Origin of the sequence: Dokdonella sp. (assembly GCF_017744955.1) — a bacterium.
Taxonomy (GTDB): Bacteria; Pseudomonadota; Gammaproteobacteria; order Xanthomonadales; family Rhodanobacteraceae; genus Dokdonella_A.
In genome coordinates, this window is sequence record NZ_JAGIAG010000001.1 from 231,070 (window position 1) to 248,695 (window position 17,626).

Annotated in this window: 7 protein-coding genes; 3 read left to right on the top strand and 4 right to left on the bottom strand. The window is 70.4% G+C overall.

Going from position 1 to position 17,626, the window contains the following annotated elements; genetic code table 11:
• Positions 1-45 precede the first annotated feature (45 nt).
• Positions 46-3,270 (top strand): efflux RND transporter permease subunit, encoded by a 3,225-nt coding sequence (locus J7520_RS00940; protein ID WP_291182845.1) that lies wholly within the window; start codon positions 46-48, stop codon positions 3,268-3,270.
• The gene (locus J7520_RS00945; protein WP_291182847.1) at positions 3,267-6,398 is read left to right on the top strand and encodes an efflux RND transporter permease subunit; all 3,132 of its coding nucleotides are present in this window, start codon (positions 3,267-3,269) and stop codon (positions 6,396-6,398) included. The genes J7520_RS00940 and J7520_RS00945 overlap by 4 nt, the downstream gene beginning before the upstream one ends.
• Positions 6,399-6,560: 162 nt before the next feature.
• On the opposite strand, the gene J7520_RS00950 is transcribed toward J7520_RS00945, so the two are convergent.
• The 3 genes from J7520_RS00950 to J7520_RS00960 are packed head-to-tail and all read right to left on the bottom strand — an operon-like array spanning position 6,561 to position 14,816.
• Positions 6,561-7,052, bottom strand: coding sequence for a hypothetical protein (locus J7520_RS00950; RefSeq protein WP_291182848.1), 492 nt, complete (start codon positions 7,050-7,052; stop codon positions 6,561-6,563).
• A 4-nt stretch (positions 7,053-7,056) separates the two neighbouring features.
• On the bottom strand, positions 7,057-10,734 hold the full coding sequence (locus J7520_RS00955; protein WP_291182850.1) for a GLUG motif-containing protein: 3,678 nt from the start codon (positions 10,732-10,734) through the stop codon (positions 7,057-7,059).
• A 17-nt stretch (positions 10,735-10,751) separates the two neighbouring features.
• Entirely contained in the window at positions 10,752-14,816 is a 4,065-nt protein-coding gene (locus J7520_RS00960; protein ID WP_291182852.1) for an IPT/TIG domain-containing protein, read from the bottom strand.
• A 198-nt stretch (positions 14,817-15,014) separates the two neighbouring features.
• On the opposite strand from J7520_RS00960, the gene J7520_RS00965 reads away from it, so the two are divergent.
• Positions 15,015-15,881 carry a helix-turn-helix transcriptional regulator gene (locus tag J7520_RS00965; protein ID WP_291182854.1) on the top strand — a complete coding sequence of 289 codons (867 nt, stop codon included), beginning with the start codon at positions 15,015-15,017 and terminating at the stop codon, positions 15,879-15,881.
• A 30-nt stretch (positions 15,882-15,911) separates the two neighbouring features.
• On the opposite strand, the gene J7520_RS00970 is transcribed toward J7520_RS00965, so the two are convergent.
• Positions 15,912-17,612 carry a PQQ-dependent sugar dehydrogenase gene (locus J7520_RS00970; RefSeq protein ID WP_291182856.1) on the bottom strand — a complete coding sequence of 567 codons (1,701 nt, stop codon included), beginning with the start codon at positions 17,610-17,612 and terminating at the stop codon, positions 15,912-15,914.
• Between the last annotated feature and the right edge of the window lie 14 nt (positions 17,613-17,626).

A 17,626-nucleotide genomic window follows, 5' to 3' on the forward strand; every position in this document is an offset into this window, starting at 1 on the left:
ACCGACGGCAATCCTCCTCCGCTCGACGTCCAGGGCCGAACTCCCGTGAGCTTCTCCTCGATCTTCATCCAGCGCCCGATCGCGACCTCGTTGCTGATGGCCGCGCTGCTCCTGCTCGGCGCGATCGGCTATCGCGCGCTGCCGGTCGCCGCGCTGCCGGACATCGACGCGCCGAGCCTGGTGGTCACGACGCAGTATCCCGGCGCCAGCGCCTCGACCATGGCCGCGCTGGTGACCACGCCGCTGGAACGCCAGTTCGGCCAGATCTCCGGCATCGCGGCGATGAGCTCGGACAGCTCGGCGGGACTGTCGACGATCGTGATCGAGTTCGACCAGGAACGCGACATCGACGCCGCCGGCCAGGACGTGCAGTCGGCGATCAACGCCGCGCGCGGCACGCTGCCGAACAACCTGCCGTATCCGCCGATCTACAACAAGGTCAATCCGGCCGACGCGCCGATCCTGACCCTGATGCTGACCTCCGACTCGCGCCCGCTGCGCGAGGTCAACGACTACGCCGACAGCATCCTCGCGCAGCGCCTGTCGCAGCTCTCCGGCGTCGGCCTGGTGTCGATCGCCGGCAATGTGCGGCCGGCGGTGCGCGTGCAGGTGAATCCGGCCCAGCTCGCCGGCCTCGGCCTGACCCTCGAAGACGTGCGCAGCGCGCTGACCCAGGCAAACGTCAACGCGCCGAAGGGCAGCCTCAACGGCACCGTGCAGAGTTTCTCGATCGGCACCAACGACCAGCTCGCCGACGCCGCCGAGTACCGCTCGACGATCATCAGCTACAAGAACGACGCGCCGGTGAAGCTGTCGGACATCGCCCAGGTCATCGACGGCGTCGAGAACGACCAGCTCGCCGCCTGGGCCAACTCCAAGCCGGCGGTGCTGCTCGACATCCGCCGCCAGCCTTCGGCGAACATCGTGCAGACGGTGGAGGAGATCCGCAAACAGCTGCCGAGCCTGCAGGCGCTGCTGCCGGCCGACGTGCATCTGGAAGTGTTCTCCGACCGCACCGTCACGATCCGCGCCTCGGTCGAGGACGTCGAGTTCACCCTGGTGCTGACCATCTGCCTGGTCATCGCGGTGATCTTCGTGTTCCTGCGCCGACTGTGGGCGACGGTGATCCCGTCGGTGGCGGTGCCGCTGTCGCTGCTCGGCACGTTCGGCGTGATGGCCTTCGCCGGCATGTCGCTCGACAACCTCTCGTTGATGGCGCTGACCGTCGCCACCGGCTTCGTCGTCGACGATGCGATCGTGATGATCGAGAACATCGTGCGCTACATCGAGCAGGGCAAGCAGCCGAGGGAGGCCGCCGAGATCGGCGCGCGCGAGATCGGCTTCACCGTGCTGTCGCTGACCGTCTCGCTGATCGCGGTGTTCCTGCCGCTGCTCTTGATGCCCGGCGTGACCGGGCGCCTGTTCCATGAGTTCGCCTGGGTGCTGACGATCGCGGTGGCGATCTCGATGCTGATCTCGCTGACCCTGACGCCGATGATGTGCGCGTACCTGCTCAAGGCCGACGCGCTGCCGGCGGGCGACCACGTCGAAGGCGAGCGGCCGGCGCAGCGCGACCTGTGGACGCGCATTCTCGACGGCTACGGCCGCACGCTCGACTGGGTGCTCGCACGGCAGCCGCTGATGCTGCTAGTCGCCTCGGCGACGGTGGTGGTCACCATCGCGCTGTACATCGCGATTCCGAAGGGACTGTTGCCGGAGCAGGACACCGGCATGGTCACCGGCGTCGTGCAGGCCGACCAGAACATCGCCTTCCCGGCGATGGAGCAGCGCACCAAGGCGGTCGCCGACGCGCTGCGCGGCGTGCCCGGCGTCGCCGGCGTCGCCGCCTTCATCGGCGCCGGCTCGGTCAACCCGACCTTGAACCAGGGCCAGCTCAGCATCGTGCTGAAGCCGCGCAACCAGCGCGGCGGGCTCGACGTGGTGCTGCCGGCGCTGCAAGCCGCGGCCGCGCCGATTCCGGGCGTGGCGCTGTACCTGAAGCCGGTGCAGGACGTCACGCTCGACACGCGCGTCGCGCCGACCGAGTACCAGTACGCGCTGTCGGAGGTGAACTCCAAGGAGCTCGCCGGCTTCGCCACGCAGATGACCGAAGCGCTGAGGAAGCGCCCCGAGCTGGCCGACGTCGACAACAACCTCGCCACGCAGGGCAACGCGCTGAACCTCACCGTCGACCGCGAGAAGGCGAGCCGCCTCGGCGTGCCGATGCAGACCATCGACGACACGCTCTACGACGCGTTCGGCCAGCGCCAGATCTCGACCATCTTCACGCAGTTGAACCAGTACCGCGTCGTGCTCGAGGTCGCGCCGGAGTTCCGCACCAGCTCGGCGCTGCTGAACCAGCTCACCGTGCGCGGCAACGGCAACGGCGCGCTGACCGGCAGCAACGCGACCACGCTCGGCCAGGCCACCTCCAGCAACTCGGCCACGCCGTCCGGCATCGGCAGCACCGGCAACGTCGGCATCGCGCTCGGCGGCGGCGGCACGATCCCGCTGTCGGCGCTGGCCAGCGCCGAACAGGGCAATGCGCCGCTGGTGGTCAGCCATCAGGACCAGCTGCCGGCGGTGACGATCTCGTTCAATCTCGCCGCCGGGCACTCGCTGTCCGACGCGGTGCGCGCGTTCCGCGAAGTCGAGGCGCAGCTGAAGTTTCCGCCGCAGGTGCGCGGCCAGTTCATCGGCAAGGCGGCCGAGTTCTCCGCCTCGCTGACCGACGAGGTCCTGCTGCTGCTCGCCGCGGTGATCGTGATCTACATCGTGCTCGGCGTGCTGTACGAGAGCTACATCCACCCGATCACGATCATCTCGACGCTGCCGCCGGCTGGCGTCGGCGCGCTGCTCGCGCTGATCGTGTGCGGCATGAGCCTGTCGGTCGACGGCATCGTCGGCATCGTGCTGTTGATCGGCATCGTCAAGAAGAACGCGATCATGATGATCGACTTCGCGATCGAGGCGCAGCGAGCCGGCATGCGCGCGCACGATGCGATCCGCCGCGCCTGCATCCTGCGTTTCCGCCCGATCATGATGACCACCGCCGCCGCGCTGCTCGGCGCGCTGCCGCTCGCGCTCGGCAGCGGCATCGGCTCGGAGCTGCGCAAGCCGCTCGGCGTATCGATCGTCGGCGGCCTGCTGCTGTCGCAGCTGATCACGTTGTACACGACGCCGGTCATCTACCTCTACTTCGAGCGGCTGTCGGACTGGATCGCGGCGCGGCGCGAGCGGCGCGCGCTGGCGCACGGCAGCGCGACATGAATATCTCCGGCCCGTTCATCCGCCGCCCGATCGGCACCTCGCTGCTGGCAATCGGCTTGTTCGTGCTCGGCATGATCTGCTACTTCCTGCTCGGCGTCGCGGCGCTGCCGAACCTGGAGTTCCCGGCGATCTTCGTCACCGCGAGCCAGCCCGGCGGCAGCGCCGACGTGATGTCCTCGACCGTCGCCGCGCCGCTCGAGCGCCACCTCGGGCAGATTCCCGGCATCGACTCGATCAGCTCCTCGAGCAGCGAGAACAGCGCCTCGGTGTTCCTGTCCTTCGACGGCAAGCGCACCGTCGACGACTACGCGCGCGACGTGCAGGCGGCGATCAACGCGGCCGCGCCGGACCTGCCGTCCGGCCTGACCAACGCGCCGACCTACCGCAAGATGAATCCGAACAACCAGCCGGTGCTGATCCTCGCGCTGACCTCGGACACGGTGCCGCTGTCGAAGCTGTACGACTACGCCGACTCGCTGCTCGCGCAGCGCATCCGCCAGTTGCCCGGCGTCAGCGACGTCGAGGTCGCCGGCGGCGCCACGCCGGCGGTGCGCGTGGATCTGAACTTACGCGCGCTGAGCTCGATGGGCCTCTCGCCGGACCAGCTGCGCAACGCGCTGATCGCCGCCAACGTGACCTCGCCGCAGGGATTCCTGTCCGACGGCAAGACCACCACCGCGGTGGTCGCCAACGACGCGCTGCGCACCGCCGCCGAGTTCGCCGACGTGGTGATCTCGGCGAAGAACGGCGTACCGGTGCGGCTGAAGGACGTCGCGCGCGTCTACGACGGCCAGCAGGACCAGTACCAGGCGGCCTGGTTCGGCACGCGCCGCGCGATCTTGCTGTTCGTGCGCAAGCAGGCCGACGCCAACGTGATCGCCACCGTCGACAGCGTCAAGGCCGACATCCCGCTGATGCAGACCTGGCTGCCGGCCGGCGTCGAGCTGGACGCGTTCTTCGACCGCACGCCGATCATCCGCGCCTCGGTCGACGAGGTGCAGGTGACCTTGCTGATCAGCCTCGGCATGGTGATCCTGACCATGGCGCTGTTCCTGCGCCGACTCGCGCCGACGCTGATCGCGGCGACCGCGGTGCCGCTGTCGGTCGCCGGCGCGTTCATCGTGATGTATCTGCTCGGCTACACGCTGGACAACATGTCGCTGATGGCGCTGGTCATCGCGATCGGCTTCGTCGTCGACGACGCGATCGTGGTGATCGAGAACGTGATCCGCCACGTCGACGCCGGCATGCCGCGCCTGGAGGCGACCCTGCTCGGCGCGAAGGAGATCGGCTTCACGATCGTCTCGATCACCGCCTCGCTGGTCGCGGTGTTCGTGCCGGTGGTGTTCGCCGGCGGCATCACCGGCATGTTCTTCAAGGAATTCACGGTGACCTTGATCGCGGCGATCGTGTTCTCGGCGATCGTCTCGCTGACCTTGACGCCGGCGCTGTGCGGTCGATTCCTGAAGCCGCACGCGGAGGCGACGCCGTCGCGCTTCGGCCGCCGGCTCGACGCGTTCCACGCCGGCATGCAGGACCTCTACCGCCGCGCGCTCGACCATGCGCTGCACTGGCCGCGCCTGACCGCGCTGCAACCGCTGCTGCTGATCGTGATCACGATCTTCCTGATGCGCTTCGTGCAGGGCGGCCTGTTCCCGCAGCAGGACACCGGCATGCTGTTCGGCCGCACCACCGCGGGTTCGGACGTGTCGCCGTCGCGCATGATGGAGCAGCAGCAGAAGATCGCCGCGCTGGTGATGAAGGATCCGGCGGTGGCCAGCGTCGGCTCGCGCCTCGGCGGCGGCTGGGGCGGCGGCGGCGGCGGTTCGGGCCAGCTCTACATCAGCCTGAAGCCGCTCGCCGAGCGCGGCGGCGAGTCGACCTTCCTGGTCATGACGCGCCTCAACAAGATGGCCGGCGAGGTGCCCGGCGTGCGCCTGCGCCTCAGGCCCGTGCAGGACCTGCCGAGCGGCGGCGGGGGCGGTGGCGGCGGTACCGGCGGCCAGTACCAGGTGCAGCTGAAGGGCAACGACATCGTCAGCCTGCAGGAATGGACGCCAAAACTGGTCGAGGCGCTGAAGAAGCTGCCGCAGCTGCGCGACGTCGGCAGCGACGTCGACGAGGCCGGCCCGCGTCAGCTGCTGCGCATCGACCGCGACACCGCCGCACGTCTCGGCGTCAGCGTCGGCGCGATCGACAGCGCGCTGTACGACGCGTTCGGCCAGCGCCAGGTGTCGACGATCTACTCGGACATCAACCAGTTCAAGGTCGTGGTCAGCGCATTGCCGAACCAGGCCACCGACCCGGCCTCGCTCGAGCGCATCTACGTGCGCGCGAGCGGCGGCAACATGGTGCCGATCACCGCGGTGACGAAGATGGTCGACACCGTGGCGCCGACCGAGATCGAACACGAGGACCAGTTCTCGACCATCAGCCTCAGCTTCAATCTCGCGCCGGACGCGACCATGAGCCAGGCGCAGAAGCTGATCCAGGACACCATCGCCGGCCTGCGCCTGCCCGGCGACATCCGCATGGATTTCGCCGGCGACTTCCGCAACTTCCAGAAGCAGCAGGGCGACAACTCGATCCTGATCTTCGGCGCGATCATCGCCGTCTACATCGTGCTCGGCATGCTCTACGAGAGCCTGATCCATCCGGTCACGATCCTGTCGACGCTGCCGTCGGCCGGCGTCGGCGCGCTGCTGGCGATGGTCGTCACCGGCACCGAGCTGTCGGTGATCTCGATGATCGCGATCGTGCTCCTGATCGGCATCGTCAAGAAGAACGCGATCATGATGGTCGACTTCGCGCTGGTCGCCGAACGCGAACGCGGCCTGTCGCCGTTCGAGGCGATCCGCGAAGCCTCGCTGGTACGCTTCCGCCCGATCATGATGACCTCGATGGTGGCGATCTGCGCCGCGCTGCCGCTGGCGATCGGCTTCGGCGTCGGCTCGGAACTGCGCCGCCCGCTCGGCATCGCGATGATCGGCGGCCTGATCGTCTCGCAGAGCCTCACCCTGCTGTCGACGCCGGCGATCTATCTGCTGTTCGCGCGCCTCAGCGAACGGCGGCGCAAGCGCAAGGAAGAGAAGAAATTGAGAAGCGCGGCGATCGGAGCCCGCGGCTAGGTCGCCCGAAGCCGGAAGACGGGGAACTCGACCGCGTTCCGGACAGCAAAGGCCTCGGACGGCCCGCGAACGAAAATCGTCGGGCCAAGCCTGACGGACCAGCCATGGGAAGCGGGACATTCCATCGACGCGCCCTGTCCGCGAACGCGGGCACCGCTTTCCTCACGAACCGTCCGGCGGCAGGTCCTGCGTCCCGTCGCCGTAGGGCGTATCGAAGCCGTCCTTGAACACCACCAGTGTATTGGTGTCGATCAGCGGCGCGGCCCCGACGGCGATCACGCCGAGCATGGCGGTCGTCTCCGGCGTCTCGGCCACGGTCGGCACGCTGACCACCCAGCTGACGCGCGCGCCGGGCGGCAGCACGGGCGTGTCGTGCAACGGGCCGCTGCCGCTCGCCGTGCACGTCGCGCCGTCGGCGCCGGGATAGCACACCCAGCTCGCGCCGGCCGGATCCAACGCCGGCGACAGCTCCATCGACAGCGGCGTGGCCGCGGTCGCATCGCCGTCGTTGGTCAGGGTGACGATGTAGTCGAGCGTCTGACCGTAGCGCACGAAGTCATGGCCGTCGGCGAGGGTCAGGGTGAGCGCCTGGCCGGCGGTCGCCGCCGGCAGCCACGCGGCCAGCACGCAGGAAAGAAGGCGGAGAGACGTCATCGGTTCACCTCGCAAGGATCGTGTCCTGTACACCGTCGAAGCCGTCGCGGAACAGCACGATCGTCGCGTGGTCGACGACGGGGTCCAGGCCCTCGGCGGAAAATTCGAAATCCAGCGTGCCGGCCTGCGTGGCCGTCGCCACCGGTACGTGGATCAGCCAGGTCATCGACACGCCCGGCGGAATCGTCACGGCATCGTCGATCGGGCCGTTGCCGGCCGTGGCGCAGGCCGCCTCGACGCTGCCGGCGATGCATTGCCACGTCGCCGCGCCGACGTCCGCGCCGCCGCCGAAACTCGCCTGCACGGCATGGCCCGTCGCCGTCGCGCTGCCGCTGTTGCTCAGCGTGACGACGTAGTCGACGATCCGGCCGTAGGTGACGTAGTCCGGACTGCCTTGCGTCAGGGTGAGCGTCAGGTTCGCCGTCGACGACGACTGCACCACGCCCGCGCCGAGGTAGGTCAGCTGATGGAACGGGTACGCTGCGGCCAGCGTCACGCCCGCGCCGCCGACATGGGCGACGGCACCGGCCGCGAGGCCCGGATCGGCGAACCACGTCGGCGCGCCGTCGACCCAGGCACCGGCGTCGTTGCCGTCCTGGTCGACGACGGAATACGAATCCACGGTCACCGCCGGCACGCCCTGCGTCACGTGCGCGCCGTGCGCGAGCACGAGCACGTAGGGAAAACCGTTCAACACCGGATACGGATATCCCGGGACCCAGCCGTTGGCCGGGTTCCACAGGCCCGTCGCGACCGGGCCCTGCGAGAGCCAGCGTGAGCTGGAAAGTCCGGCGGTGCCGGCGCTCAGGCCGCCCGCGGTGTCGGCCGTGCCGACGCCTTGCCCGACCAGATCGATGTTCCAGAAGCCGTTGCCGATCAGTCCGCCCGACGCATCGGCGTTGTAGCCGACCAGGCCGGCGGCATTGGGGCCGGACACGCTGCCGGTGGCGTAGACGTCGTGGAGATTGCCTGCGTTGCCGCCCAGCACGCCGCCGACGTAGGGGCCGGTGCTGGACACGTCGGCGCTGGCGTAAGCGTTGCTGAGGCTGCCGCCCTGCATCGCGCCGATGATGCCGCCGACCGCGCCGGTGCCCGATACGCTGCCGGTGACGTAGACGTTGCTGACGACCGCGCCCTGGCTCAGGCCGATCAGGCCGCCGACCTCTTGCGTGCCCGTGATCGAGACGTGGGCCATCCCCAGATTCTTCACGATAACTCCGCCGGTCTTGCCGAACAGGCCGACCCAGGAGTCGATCGCCGGCCGGTTGATCGTGAGGCCGCTGATGACGTGGTACTGCCCGTCCAGGCTGCCGAGGAACCGCGACCCGTCGGTGCCCACGCGCATGAAGCCGGTCTGCGCCCACATGCCGTTGCTGTTGGCGGCCGTGCCGTCGTTGCGGCCGGTTTCGCCGGCGTCGACGTGCCTGCCGAGCACGTAGGCCGCGTCGAGCTTCAGGCTCATCAGCTGCAGCTGGTGCGCATTGGTCAGCGTGGTCTGCCATTCGCCTTGCAGGAACGGGCGCGTGCCGTCGAACGCCGTCCAGGTGCCGCCGAAATCGAGGCTGGCGTAGGCGCCTTGCATGAAGGCGTAGTTGGCCGCGGCGCTTTGCGCCGGATCACTGGTGACGGCGGTGATGTTGCTGACGTTAGCGCCGGCGCTGACGACGCCCACGCCATCGCCTTGGCCGGTGCTGAAACGGTCCCAATGGCTGTCGGTGACCGTGCCGTTCATGGCCAGCCCCACCAGGCCGCCGACGTTGCTGCCGCCGCCCGTCACCGGGCCGCTGGCCCAGACGTGCCGGATTACGCCACGATTGCCGCCGGTCAGGCCGCCGGCGTCTTCGCCGCTAACCGTTACGCTGCCGGTCGCGTAGGCGTTGCCGACGTTGCCCGTGGTGAAGCCGACCAGGCCGCCGCCGCTCTCGCCCGCCGCCACGGCGACGGCGGCGTAGGCGTTGCTGATCTCGCCGGCATCGTTGTAGCCGACCAGGCCGCCGACCGCGATGCCACCCGCAATGGCGCCGTCGTCCACGCCCACGTTGCGCACCACGCCGCCGATGCCGAGGCCGCCGAACAGGCCCACGCAGATCGCGTCGACGCGGTGGATGAAGAGGCCGCCGACCACGTGCCCCAGTCCGTCGAAGCGACCGTCGAAGCCGCCGCTGCAGTTGCCGATCGGCACGAAGCCCGCGCCACCGTTCCAGGTGCGGGTGATCGTGGCGTCGATATCGTTGAACAACGCGAAATGGCCCGCCAGGTCGTCGGTGATCGCCTGCAACTGCTCCAGCGTGATCACCGGCGTGTAGACCTGCGCGTCGGCTGCGCTGGCGCTTTCCGCCTTCACGTACACCGCGCCGGGCAGGGATTTGAGGTACGGCGTGGTCCTGCCGTTCTGGTTGGCCCATACGGTCGCGTCGAAACCGCCCGGCAACGCCAAAATCAGGTTCGCCAGAGAAATCGCCGTGCCCACGCCATTGTCCGGGTGAGCGCCGGATGTGTCGCTGGCGAACCAGCCATCGCTGACGCTGCCGCCGGCGCCGGTTTCGTTGTGGCCCACCAGACCGCCGACATAGCTGTTGCTGCTGGCCGAAACACTGCCGGAGGCAAAGACGTGCTCGACGAGGCCTTGGTGGTTGTAGCCCACGAGGCCGCCGACCTCGAGGCTGCCCGTAACATTGCCGGTGGCATAGGCGTTGCGCAGGGTACTGCCGAGGTCGGCGGTTCCCACCAGCCCGCCGATGCTGGACGCGGTGCCCGTCACGTTGCCGCTGGCCCAGACGTTGTCGATGGCACTGCCGGGATAGGTGGTGCCCACGAGGCCGCCGACCGCGCCCGTGCCGGTCACGTTGCCGCCGGCCCAGGCATCGGCGATCAGGCTGCCGCTGCCTTGGTGGAAGCCCACCAGACCGCCGACGAACAGAGTGCCCGAGACGTCGGCCGTGGAATAGACGTGGGCGATGACGCCGGAGCTGTTGCCGACCAGCGTACCGACCCACCCGCCGCCCGACACGCTGCCGCCGCGCACGCCGAGGTTGCGGATCACGGCGCCTCCGTCAGCGCTGGAAAACAGTCCCGTATCGTCGGTATTGCCGGGGATGGCGAGATGGAGCAGCTGATGGCCTAGGCCGTCTAGCCGGCCGCTGCCGCCGAGGGTACCGAGCGGCGTCTGGCTGGCGGCGCCGCTCCAGTCCACATCCGCCGCCAGCGCATAGGTGCCGGTGATGGCGCCGCTGGCCGGACGGATGGCTTCCAGTTCGGCAAGGGTATGGATCAGCGTGTAGGCCGTACCGTTGACGCGGTAGCTTTGCCCGGTTCCCGTGAAATCCACGCGCCCGGTGAAGCCGCCGGCCGTCAGCGCCATGACCACGCCGCCGTCGGCTTCCGACGCATCGGTTTCCAGCGACAGGCCGGCCGAGCCCGAGGCCGTCATCACTGCGTTCACGTTGACGCTGCCCGATGGTGCCGAGAGCGTGAGTGTGTGCGCGCTCCAGTTCACCGTGTCGGCGACGACGACGTCGCCCGACGCCGCGGTGAGCGTGACGTCGCCGTCGGCGAGCTGCGCCGACAGGCGTGCGCCGGAGATGTCGCCGCCGGACGGTGCGATCACGTAGTCGGCGAACGCCGGCGTGGCGACGAGCGCCGCGAGCGCGGCGAAGAAACGCAGGAGTGTGGTCGATCTCACGAAAGCGCCTTCGGAGTTCATTGGCCGGCCCCGTCGAAACCGTCGCGGAACAGCACGATCGTCGCGTGGCCGGTGACCGGGCTCAGGCCTTCGGCGGAGAACTCGAAATCCAGCGCGCCGGCCAGCGTGTCCGGTGCCACCGGCACGTGGATCAGCCAGGTCATGCTGACGCCGGGCGGGATCGTCACGGCATCGTGGATCGGACCGTTGCCGACCGGTATGCAGCTCGCGCCGATGCTGCCGGCGATGCATTGCCATTGCGCGTTGCCGACGTCGGCGCCGCCGCCGAATGTCGCATCCACCGCGAGGTTCCTCGCCGTGCCTTCGCCGTCGTTGACCAGCTGCACGACGTAGTCGACGACTTCGCCGTAGCCCACGTACTCGCGGCCGCCGTCGTCGAGCGTGAGCGCGAGCGAAGGCAGCCCCGCCTCGACCGCGCCGAGGTCGCAGTGCGGCCCCTGCGGCCGCGTCACGCCGCGCTGGTCGTCCGGCGCGCAGGTCGCGTCGTCGCCGGCGTCGACGGCCGAGCTTCCGGCACGCGGCAGGTGCGTCGGTGTGTCGCCGCCGTTGTCCGCCAGCGGACCGAGCACCGGATCGGCGGCGAGGATCGCGCCGCCGCAGGCGACGCCCGTCGGACAGCCGCCCTCGACCACGGCGTGGTCCAGCGTCAGCGCCGCGCCGTCGCTGGCGATCTCCGCACCGGCGCCGCCGGCGCTGTCGCCCCACAGGATGACGTTGCGCAGTGCCGGCGCGTTGACCGCGTCGGTGGCGACGGCTTGGACCGCGCCGCCGTCCAGGTCCGCGTGGTTGTCGCTGAAGGTGATGTTCGTCAGCGACGGATGCAGCGCTCCGGCGGAGGCGGCCTCGACCAGGATCGCGCCGCCGCGGCCGGAACCGGCGCCGTCGCCGGCGCGATTGCCGCTGAACGTGACGTTGGTCAGCCGTGGCGCTCCGGTGCCGCCGCCGGCCACGCGGACGTGCATCGCGCCGCCGCCGGCGAGCGCGACGTTGCCGGCGAACGTGATGCGTTCCAGCGCGGGGCTGCTGCGACCGGCCTCGTTCTCGAACAGTGCGCCGCCGCCCTGGCCGGCGCGGTTGCCGCGGAACAGCGCGGTCCCGATCGTCGGGCTCGCCTCGCCTCCGGCGCCGCCGTCGGCATGCAGCGCCCCTCCGCCCAGCGCCGCGAAGTTGCCGCTGAAGACCAGGTTGCGCAGCGCGGGATTGCACGCCTTGCCCGCGCCGCGGCCGTCGCAGGCCAGTCCACCGCCCTTGCCGTCCGCCGCCGCACCGTCCGCATGGCCCGCCGTGACGATGAAGCCGTCGAGCACGGTGGTGGCGTCGACCGCCAGGTCGGTGCCGTCGATCGCGAGCACGTGGAGGCTGTTGTCGCCGACGGAGGCGTCCGTCGGCACGTCCGGATCCACGCCGTCCACGGCGCCGCTGTCGTCGCCGGCGAGATCGCCCGACAGCACGGTGGGATGGGCCGCCGGATCGCGCGCGTCGAGTGTGTCCTCGCTGCCGGCGAAGCCGCCGTACAGCGCCGTCCGCGGCGGCACCCGGAAGGTGGCTGCACGTTCGGCCGCGGTCACGTGGTCGGGGTCGGCCGGTACGACCGGCCGGTAGATGCCGCGCGCGACCCAGATCTCGGCACAGCCCGCGTCCGCCAGCGCCGGTTGCAGGTCGGTGTAGGCGTCGGCCCAGGAGCTGCCGTCGTTCGCGCCGCTGGCCTCGCGGCGAACGTGGCAGCGGCGCGGATCGACGTAGGTGTAGCGGTCGGCGACCGTCGGCGCGCTGGCGCCGCCGGGTGTCGTCACGACGACGTCGACCGTCCCGGCCGCGTGCGCCGGCGCTACGGCCGTGATCCGCGTCGCGTCGTTCACGACGAACGACGTCGCCGGCGTCCCGCCGAAACTCACCGCGATCGCGCCGGCCAGGTCCGAGCCGCCGATCGTCACGCTCGTGCCGCCGAGGACCGATCCGCGATTCGGCACGACGCTCGTGACGGTCGGCACGGCGACATAGGTGTAGGCGTTCGCCGCGCTGCCGGTGCCGCCGGCCGTCGTCACGGCGACCGCGACGGCGCCGGCCGCGTGCGACGGCGCCGTTGCGGTGATCCCGGTCGCGGTATTGCCCGTGATCGTCGCCGCGGCGCCGCCGAACGTCACCGACGTCGCGCCGGCCAGATTCGTGCCGGTGATCGTCACCGCCGTGCCGCCCGCGGCCGGACCTTGCGCAGGCGCCGCGCTCGCGATCGTCGGCATGGCGACGTAGGTGTAGGCATTGGCCTTGCTGCCGCTGCCGCCGGGCGTCGTCACCGCGACGGTTACCGCACCGGCCGCATGCGCTGGCGCGGTGGCGACGACCTGCGTCGCGGTGTTGCCCGTGATCGTCGCCGCGGCGCCGCCGAACGTCACCGATGTCGCGCCGGCCAGGTTCGTGCCGGTGATCGTCACCGTCGTGCCGCCCGCGGCCGGGCCTTGCGCCGGCACCACGCTCGTCACCGTCGGCGCGGCGAGGTAGGTGTAGGCGTTGGCCTTGCTGCCGCTGCCGCCGGGCGTCGCGACGGCAACCGCCACTGCGCCGGCCGCATGCGCGGGTGCCGTCGCGGTGATCTGCGTGGCGCTGTTGACCGTGAACGCGGTCGCCGCGGTGCCGCCGAACGTCACCGACGTCGCGCCGCTCAGGTTCGCGCCGGTGATGACGATGCTGGTGCCGCCCGCGGCCGGGCCTTGGGTCGGTGCCACGCTCGCCACCGTCGGCGCGGCGAGGTAGGTGTAGGCGTTGGCCTTGCTGCCGCTGCCGCCGGGCGTCGTCACCGCGACGGTCACCGCGCCGACCGCATGCGCGGGCGTGGTCGCGACGATCTGCGTCGCCGTGTTGCCCGTGACCGTCGCGGCCGTGCCGCCGAACGTCACGCTCGTCGCGCCGGCGAGGTTCGTGCCGGTGATCGTGACCGACTGTCCGCCGCCGGCGGGGCCGGCACCGGGCGAAACGCTGGTGATCGCCGGCGCGGCGAGCGCGGTCAGGACGACGTCGTTGCCGGTGCCGCCGACGTAGCTGATCTTGAATCCGGCGCCGCCGGAATTGAACACGGCGCCTTCGGCCAGGCCCGCGAACGTGCCGGTCACGGCGCCCGCGCTCTGCTTGTCGACGATGCGCAGAACGGTGCCGGCCGGAGGCGGCGTGCCGCTGTTGACGGTGAGCTGGGCGCCGCCGAGGCTCATGTTGCCGGCCACGGCGGCCTGGCTGACGGCGGTCCCGTTGACGGTGATCTCGAACACGCTGCCGGACTGCATCGTCAGCGTCGAGCCGAACGCCAGCGTGCCGGTGCCCAACCCGTGCCAGTCGATGTCGTAGGCGCCCGGGTGCAAGACGCCGCCGCCGGCGACGCTGGTCGCGCCGCCGACGTGGCCGGCGCCGGCGAGGGTCGCGCCGCCGCCCACGCTGACGCCGCCGCTGTGGCTGCCTTCGACCACGAAGGTGCCGGCCTGCACGGCGAACTGGCCCGCGCTGGAGCCGCCGGCGAGAACCAGGATGCCGGGCCCGGTCTTGTCGACCGTGGTGGCGCCGGCCGCCATCGCGATGCTGGAGCCGGCCGCCACCATGAGTCCCTCGTCGCCCACCGTCGTGTCGAAGCGCGTGTGGTCGGCGAGGTTGAGCGTGGTGCTGACGATGCGCGCGAGAACGCCGCCTTGCGTTCCGGTCTGGATGTAGGGCGTGGTGCCGCGCAGTTGCAGCGTGCCGCCGTTGCCGGTGAGCGTGAAGTTGCCGCCCGCCGCGTTGATGTTGGTGAAGCGCAGACGGTTGACGGTGTAGGTGCCGCCGGCGAGATCCGCCGCGCCGACGAAGCCGGGCGAGTAGGGCAGCATGCGCGCGTCGGCGGTGGCGCTGTTGGGATAGGTGTTCGGACAGCAGGCCGGCGGGCTCCACACCACCAGCTCGTTCCATCGGCCGGGATAGCCGCTCGCGGGCTGCCAGCTCCAGGTGTTCACCTGCGCCGACAGCGGCAAGGCGCACAAGGAGAGGACGGCGGCGAGGATCAGGCGCGCGACGCGACGCGCAGCGATGCGGATGGAGCTCACGAGTGGTCCTCGATCATGCGCGTGTTTCGGTCGTTCGCGTGCCCGACCATCGCGGCGCCGATCGAAGCCGCGCGGCCCGTCGAGCGGACGATGCGGGCCATGAGACGGCACGATGTGTCGAACGCGGCACCCTGTGCCGAATGTGAAAAAGAGTAAACTCGCCAGCGGTCGGGGCAATCCCACTTTGGAGTGAGTCGGATGCAGCCGGCGGATTCCGCGGACACCGTGCGCAGCCGGTTCGAGCGCCGCCTCATCGACCTGTACGCCGCCGAGCCGGACCTGCACACGCTGCCGCGCGAGGTGTTCGCCTGCATCGAGGCCGCGGCCGATTGCGAGATCGCGGGCTTCTCCGAGTTCCACTACGGCAGCGGCGAGTTCCGCGTCGAGTACTCGCACCCCGATCCCGACCCGCAGCGCCGCGCCACGACCACCGCCGCCTACCTGAAGCACGCCGGCAGCCATCCGTTCTGGGGCAAGGACCCGGCCTTCTTCGGCGAACGCGCGCTGCGCGAGTCCGATTTCTTCAGCGACGAGGAGTTCATGCGCCTGCCGATCGCGCACGAGGTGTTCCTGCCCGCGAACGCGCACCGGCAGATGACCGCGATGATCGTGCAGGAAGGCTACGCGGTGTCGATCTCGGCGCACCGCGTGGTCGGCCGGCCGGCGTTCTCCGACACAGAACGCGACCGCATGCAGGAACTGCGCGGCCACGTCGCGCGCGTGTACCGGCAGGCGCTGGAGCGCACGGTGCAGTCGATGGCGCCGGTGGAACGGCTGATCCATCTGTGTCCCGACCTGTCGCCGCGCCAGCGCGAGGTCGCGCGCTGGATCGCCGCCGGCAAGTCGAACGAGGCGATCGCCGAGCTGCTCGGCATCCGTCTCGACACGGTCAAGAGCCACGTGCGCGGCGTGTTCGAGAAACTCGGCGTCGACGACCGCCTCGGCGCCGCACTGGCCGTGCATCGACGACCGCCGTTCACGCAGTTGCCGCCGATGTGGACGCTGCCGGGCTCGCGCTGGAGCCCGGCGGGACTGCGCACCACCGTCGCGGCGGCGCTCGCCTGACGCACGCCGCCGGGAATCCCCCGCGCCGCGTCAGTCGAAGTCGTCGTGGAAGATCCGGTCGGTGTCGACCGGCATGTCGAGCACGCTGACCGCGATCGTCTCGGTAGCGAGGCCGTCGGCCGAAACCTCGATCGTCGCCGCGTCGTCGACGGTGTCGGCGTCGGGCGCGGCGGCGAAGCGCACGGTCTGCGGCTGCATCCAGTCCGCCGGCGTGAAGGTCAGCGTCGCCCCGCCGAGGACGGCGACGTCGGCGTCGCCGGCGCTGCGCGCGACGGTGACCTCGACCGCCGCGGCCGGTGCCCGCGCCAGGCGGATCGAGGTGGCCACCTTGCCGCCCTCATCCATGCGCAGGTGGCGGTTGGCGACGACGATTCCCTGCGCGTCGGCGGCGAACGCCGCGCGATGGATCGTGTTGGTCGAGTTGCCGATGTAGTACAGCGCACCGTCGGGGCCGGCGGCGACGTCGACCTGACCGGGAATGCCGCTGGCCCAGTGGTCGACGCCGATCACCGCATTGGTCGCCTCGTCGATGCGCGCGCGCATGATGCGCCCGGAATTGCAGTCGCCGTAGAAGAAGTTGCCGCGGTATTCCGCCGGGGCCAGCGTCGCGTCGTAGAACGCGCCGCCGGTGAGGCAGCCGCCCTGGTCCAGCGTGGTCGCCTGGCCGCCGCCGCTGCTCGCGTCCGGGCCCGCCTGCGGCGCGGTGAACGTGGTCGGCGAGGGCACCGAGGCGACATAGAGAGCGGACTGGTCGAACGACGCATCGCCGACGCCGTCGATCGTGAGATGGCTGCCGACGCGGAAGCCGTGCGGTGCGGCCGTCGTGAACGTGACCACGTCGTCGCTGCGCACGGCGTCGATCAGATTGCGCGTGTCCACGCCGTTGGTGCGATAGACGATCTTCGGCATCAGGTAGCCGGCGGGCTGGTTGTTCTCGTAGTCGTCGTAGCCGCCGTGGCCGCGACGCTCGACCACGAACACCTGCTCGTAGCCGGTGCCGACGACGTTGAGCCAGATCTGGCCGGTCGACGGCTGGATCTGCATCGTGAACGGATTGCGGAAGCCGCGCGCGAAGATGTACTCGTTGTTCGGGCCGACGCCGTCGTAGAACGGATTGTCCGACGGCGCCGTGCCGTCGCGATTGGCGCGGCCGACCTTCGACGCGAGCGAGGTCAGATCGTGGTCCACGCCGGTGCCGTTGCCGAGGTCGCCGATCGACCAGTACAGCTTGCCGTCCGCGGCGAAGCCGATGCCGCCGCCGTCGTGGTTGGCGCCGGCGGTCGGCAGGCGATCGCGGATCACGGTGCGCCCGCTGCCGGTGTCGGCGCGACCGCGGTAGCGGATGATCTGCTGCTCGCCGGGGCCGACGGTCACGAAGAAGTAGACGAAGCCGTTGCTGGCGAAATCCGGATCGAAGGCCATGCCGATCAGGCCGCATTCGCTGTTGGTGTAGATCGGGTCCATCGTCGCGAACGTGGACCAGGTCGGCGACGCCGTCGTCAACGCTCCCGACAGCAGGCGCACGCGGCCGCCCTTCTCGAGCACGAACAACCGGTCGCTGCCGTCGGGCGCCCAGGCGAGGCCGGTGTGCTGCTTGGGCGAGTTGTCGTCCGGCGCGTCGCGGTTGATCGAGAAGACCGTTTCGCTCCAGTTCGGATCGTCGACCGCCGCGACGGCAGAGAAACTCGCGCCGGAAGCGGCAATGCAGAGACAGGCGGCCATCGGGCGCATCGGCAGGATCCTCG

Bases quoted from the DNA above. Each gene is read 5' to 3' on its own strand.
- J7520_RS00945 (WP_291182847.1), top strand. From the start codon at position 3,267: ATGAATATCTCCGGCCCGTTCATCCGCCGCCCGATCGGCACCTCGCTG.
- J7520_RS00950 (WP_291182848.1), bottom strand. From the start codon at position 7,052: ATGACGTCTCTCCGCCTTCTTTCCTGCGTGCTGGCCGCGTGGCTGCCG.
- J7520_RS00965 (WP_291182854.1), top strand. From the start codon at position 15,015: ATGCAGCCGGCGGATTCCGCGGACACCGTGCGCAGCCGGTTCGAGCGC.
- J7520_RS00970 (WP_291182856.1), bottom strand. From the start codon at position 17,612: ATGCGCCCGATGGCCGCCTGTCTCTGCATTGCCGCTTCCGGCGCGAGT.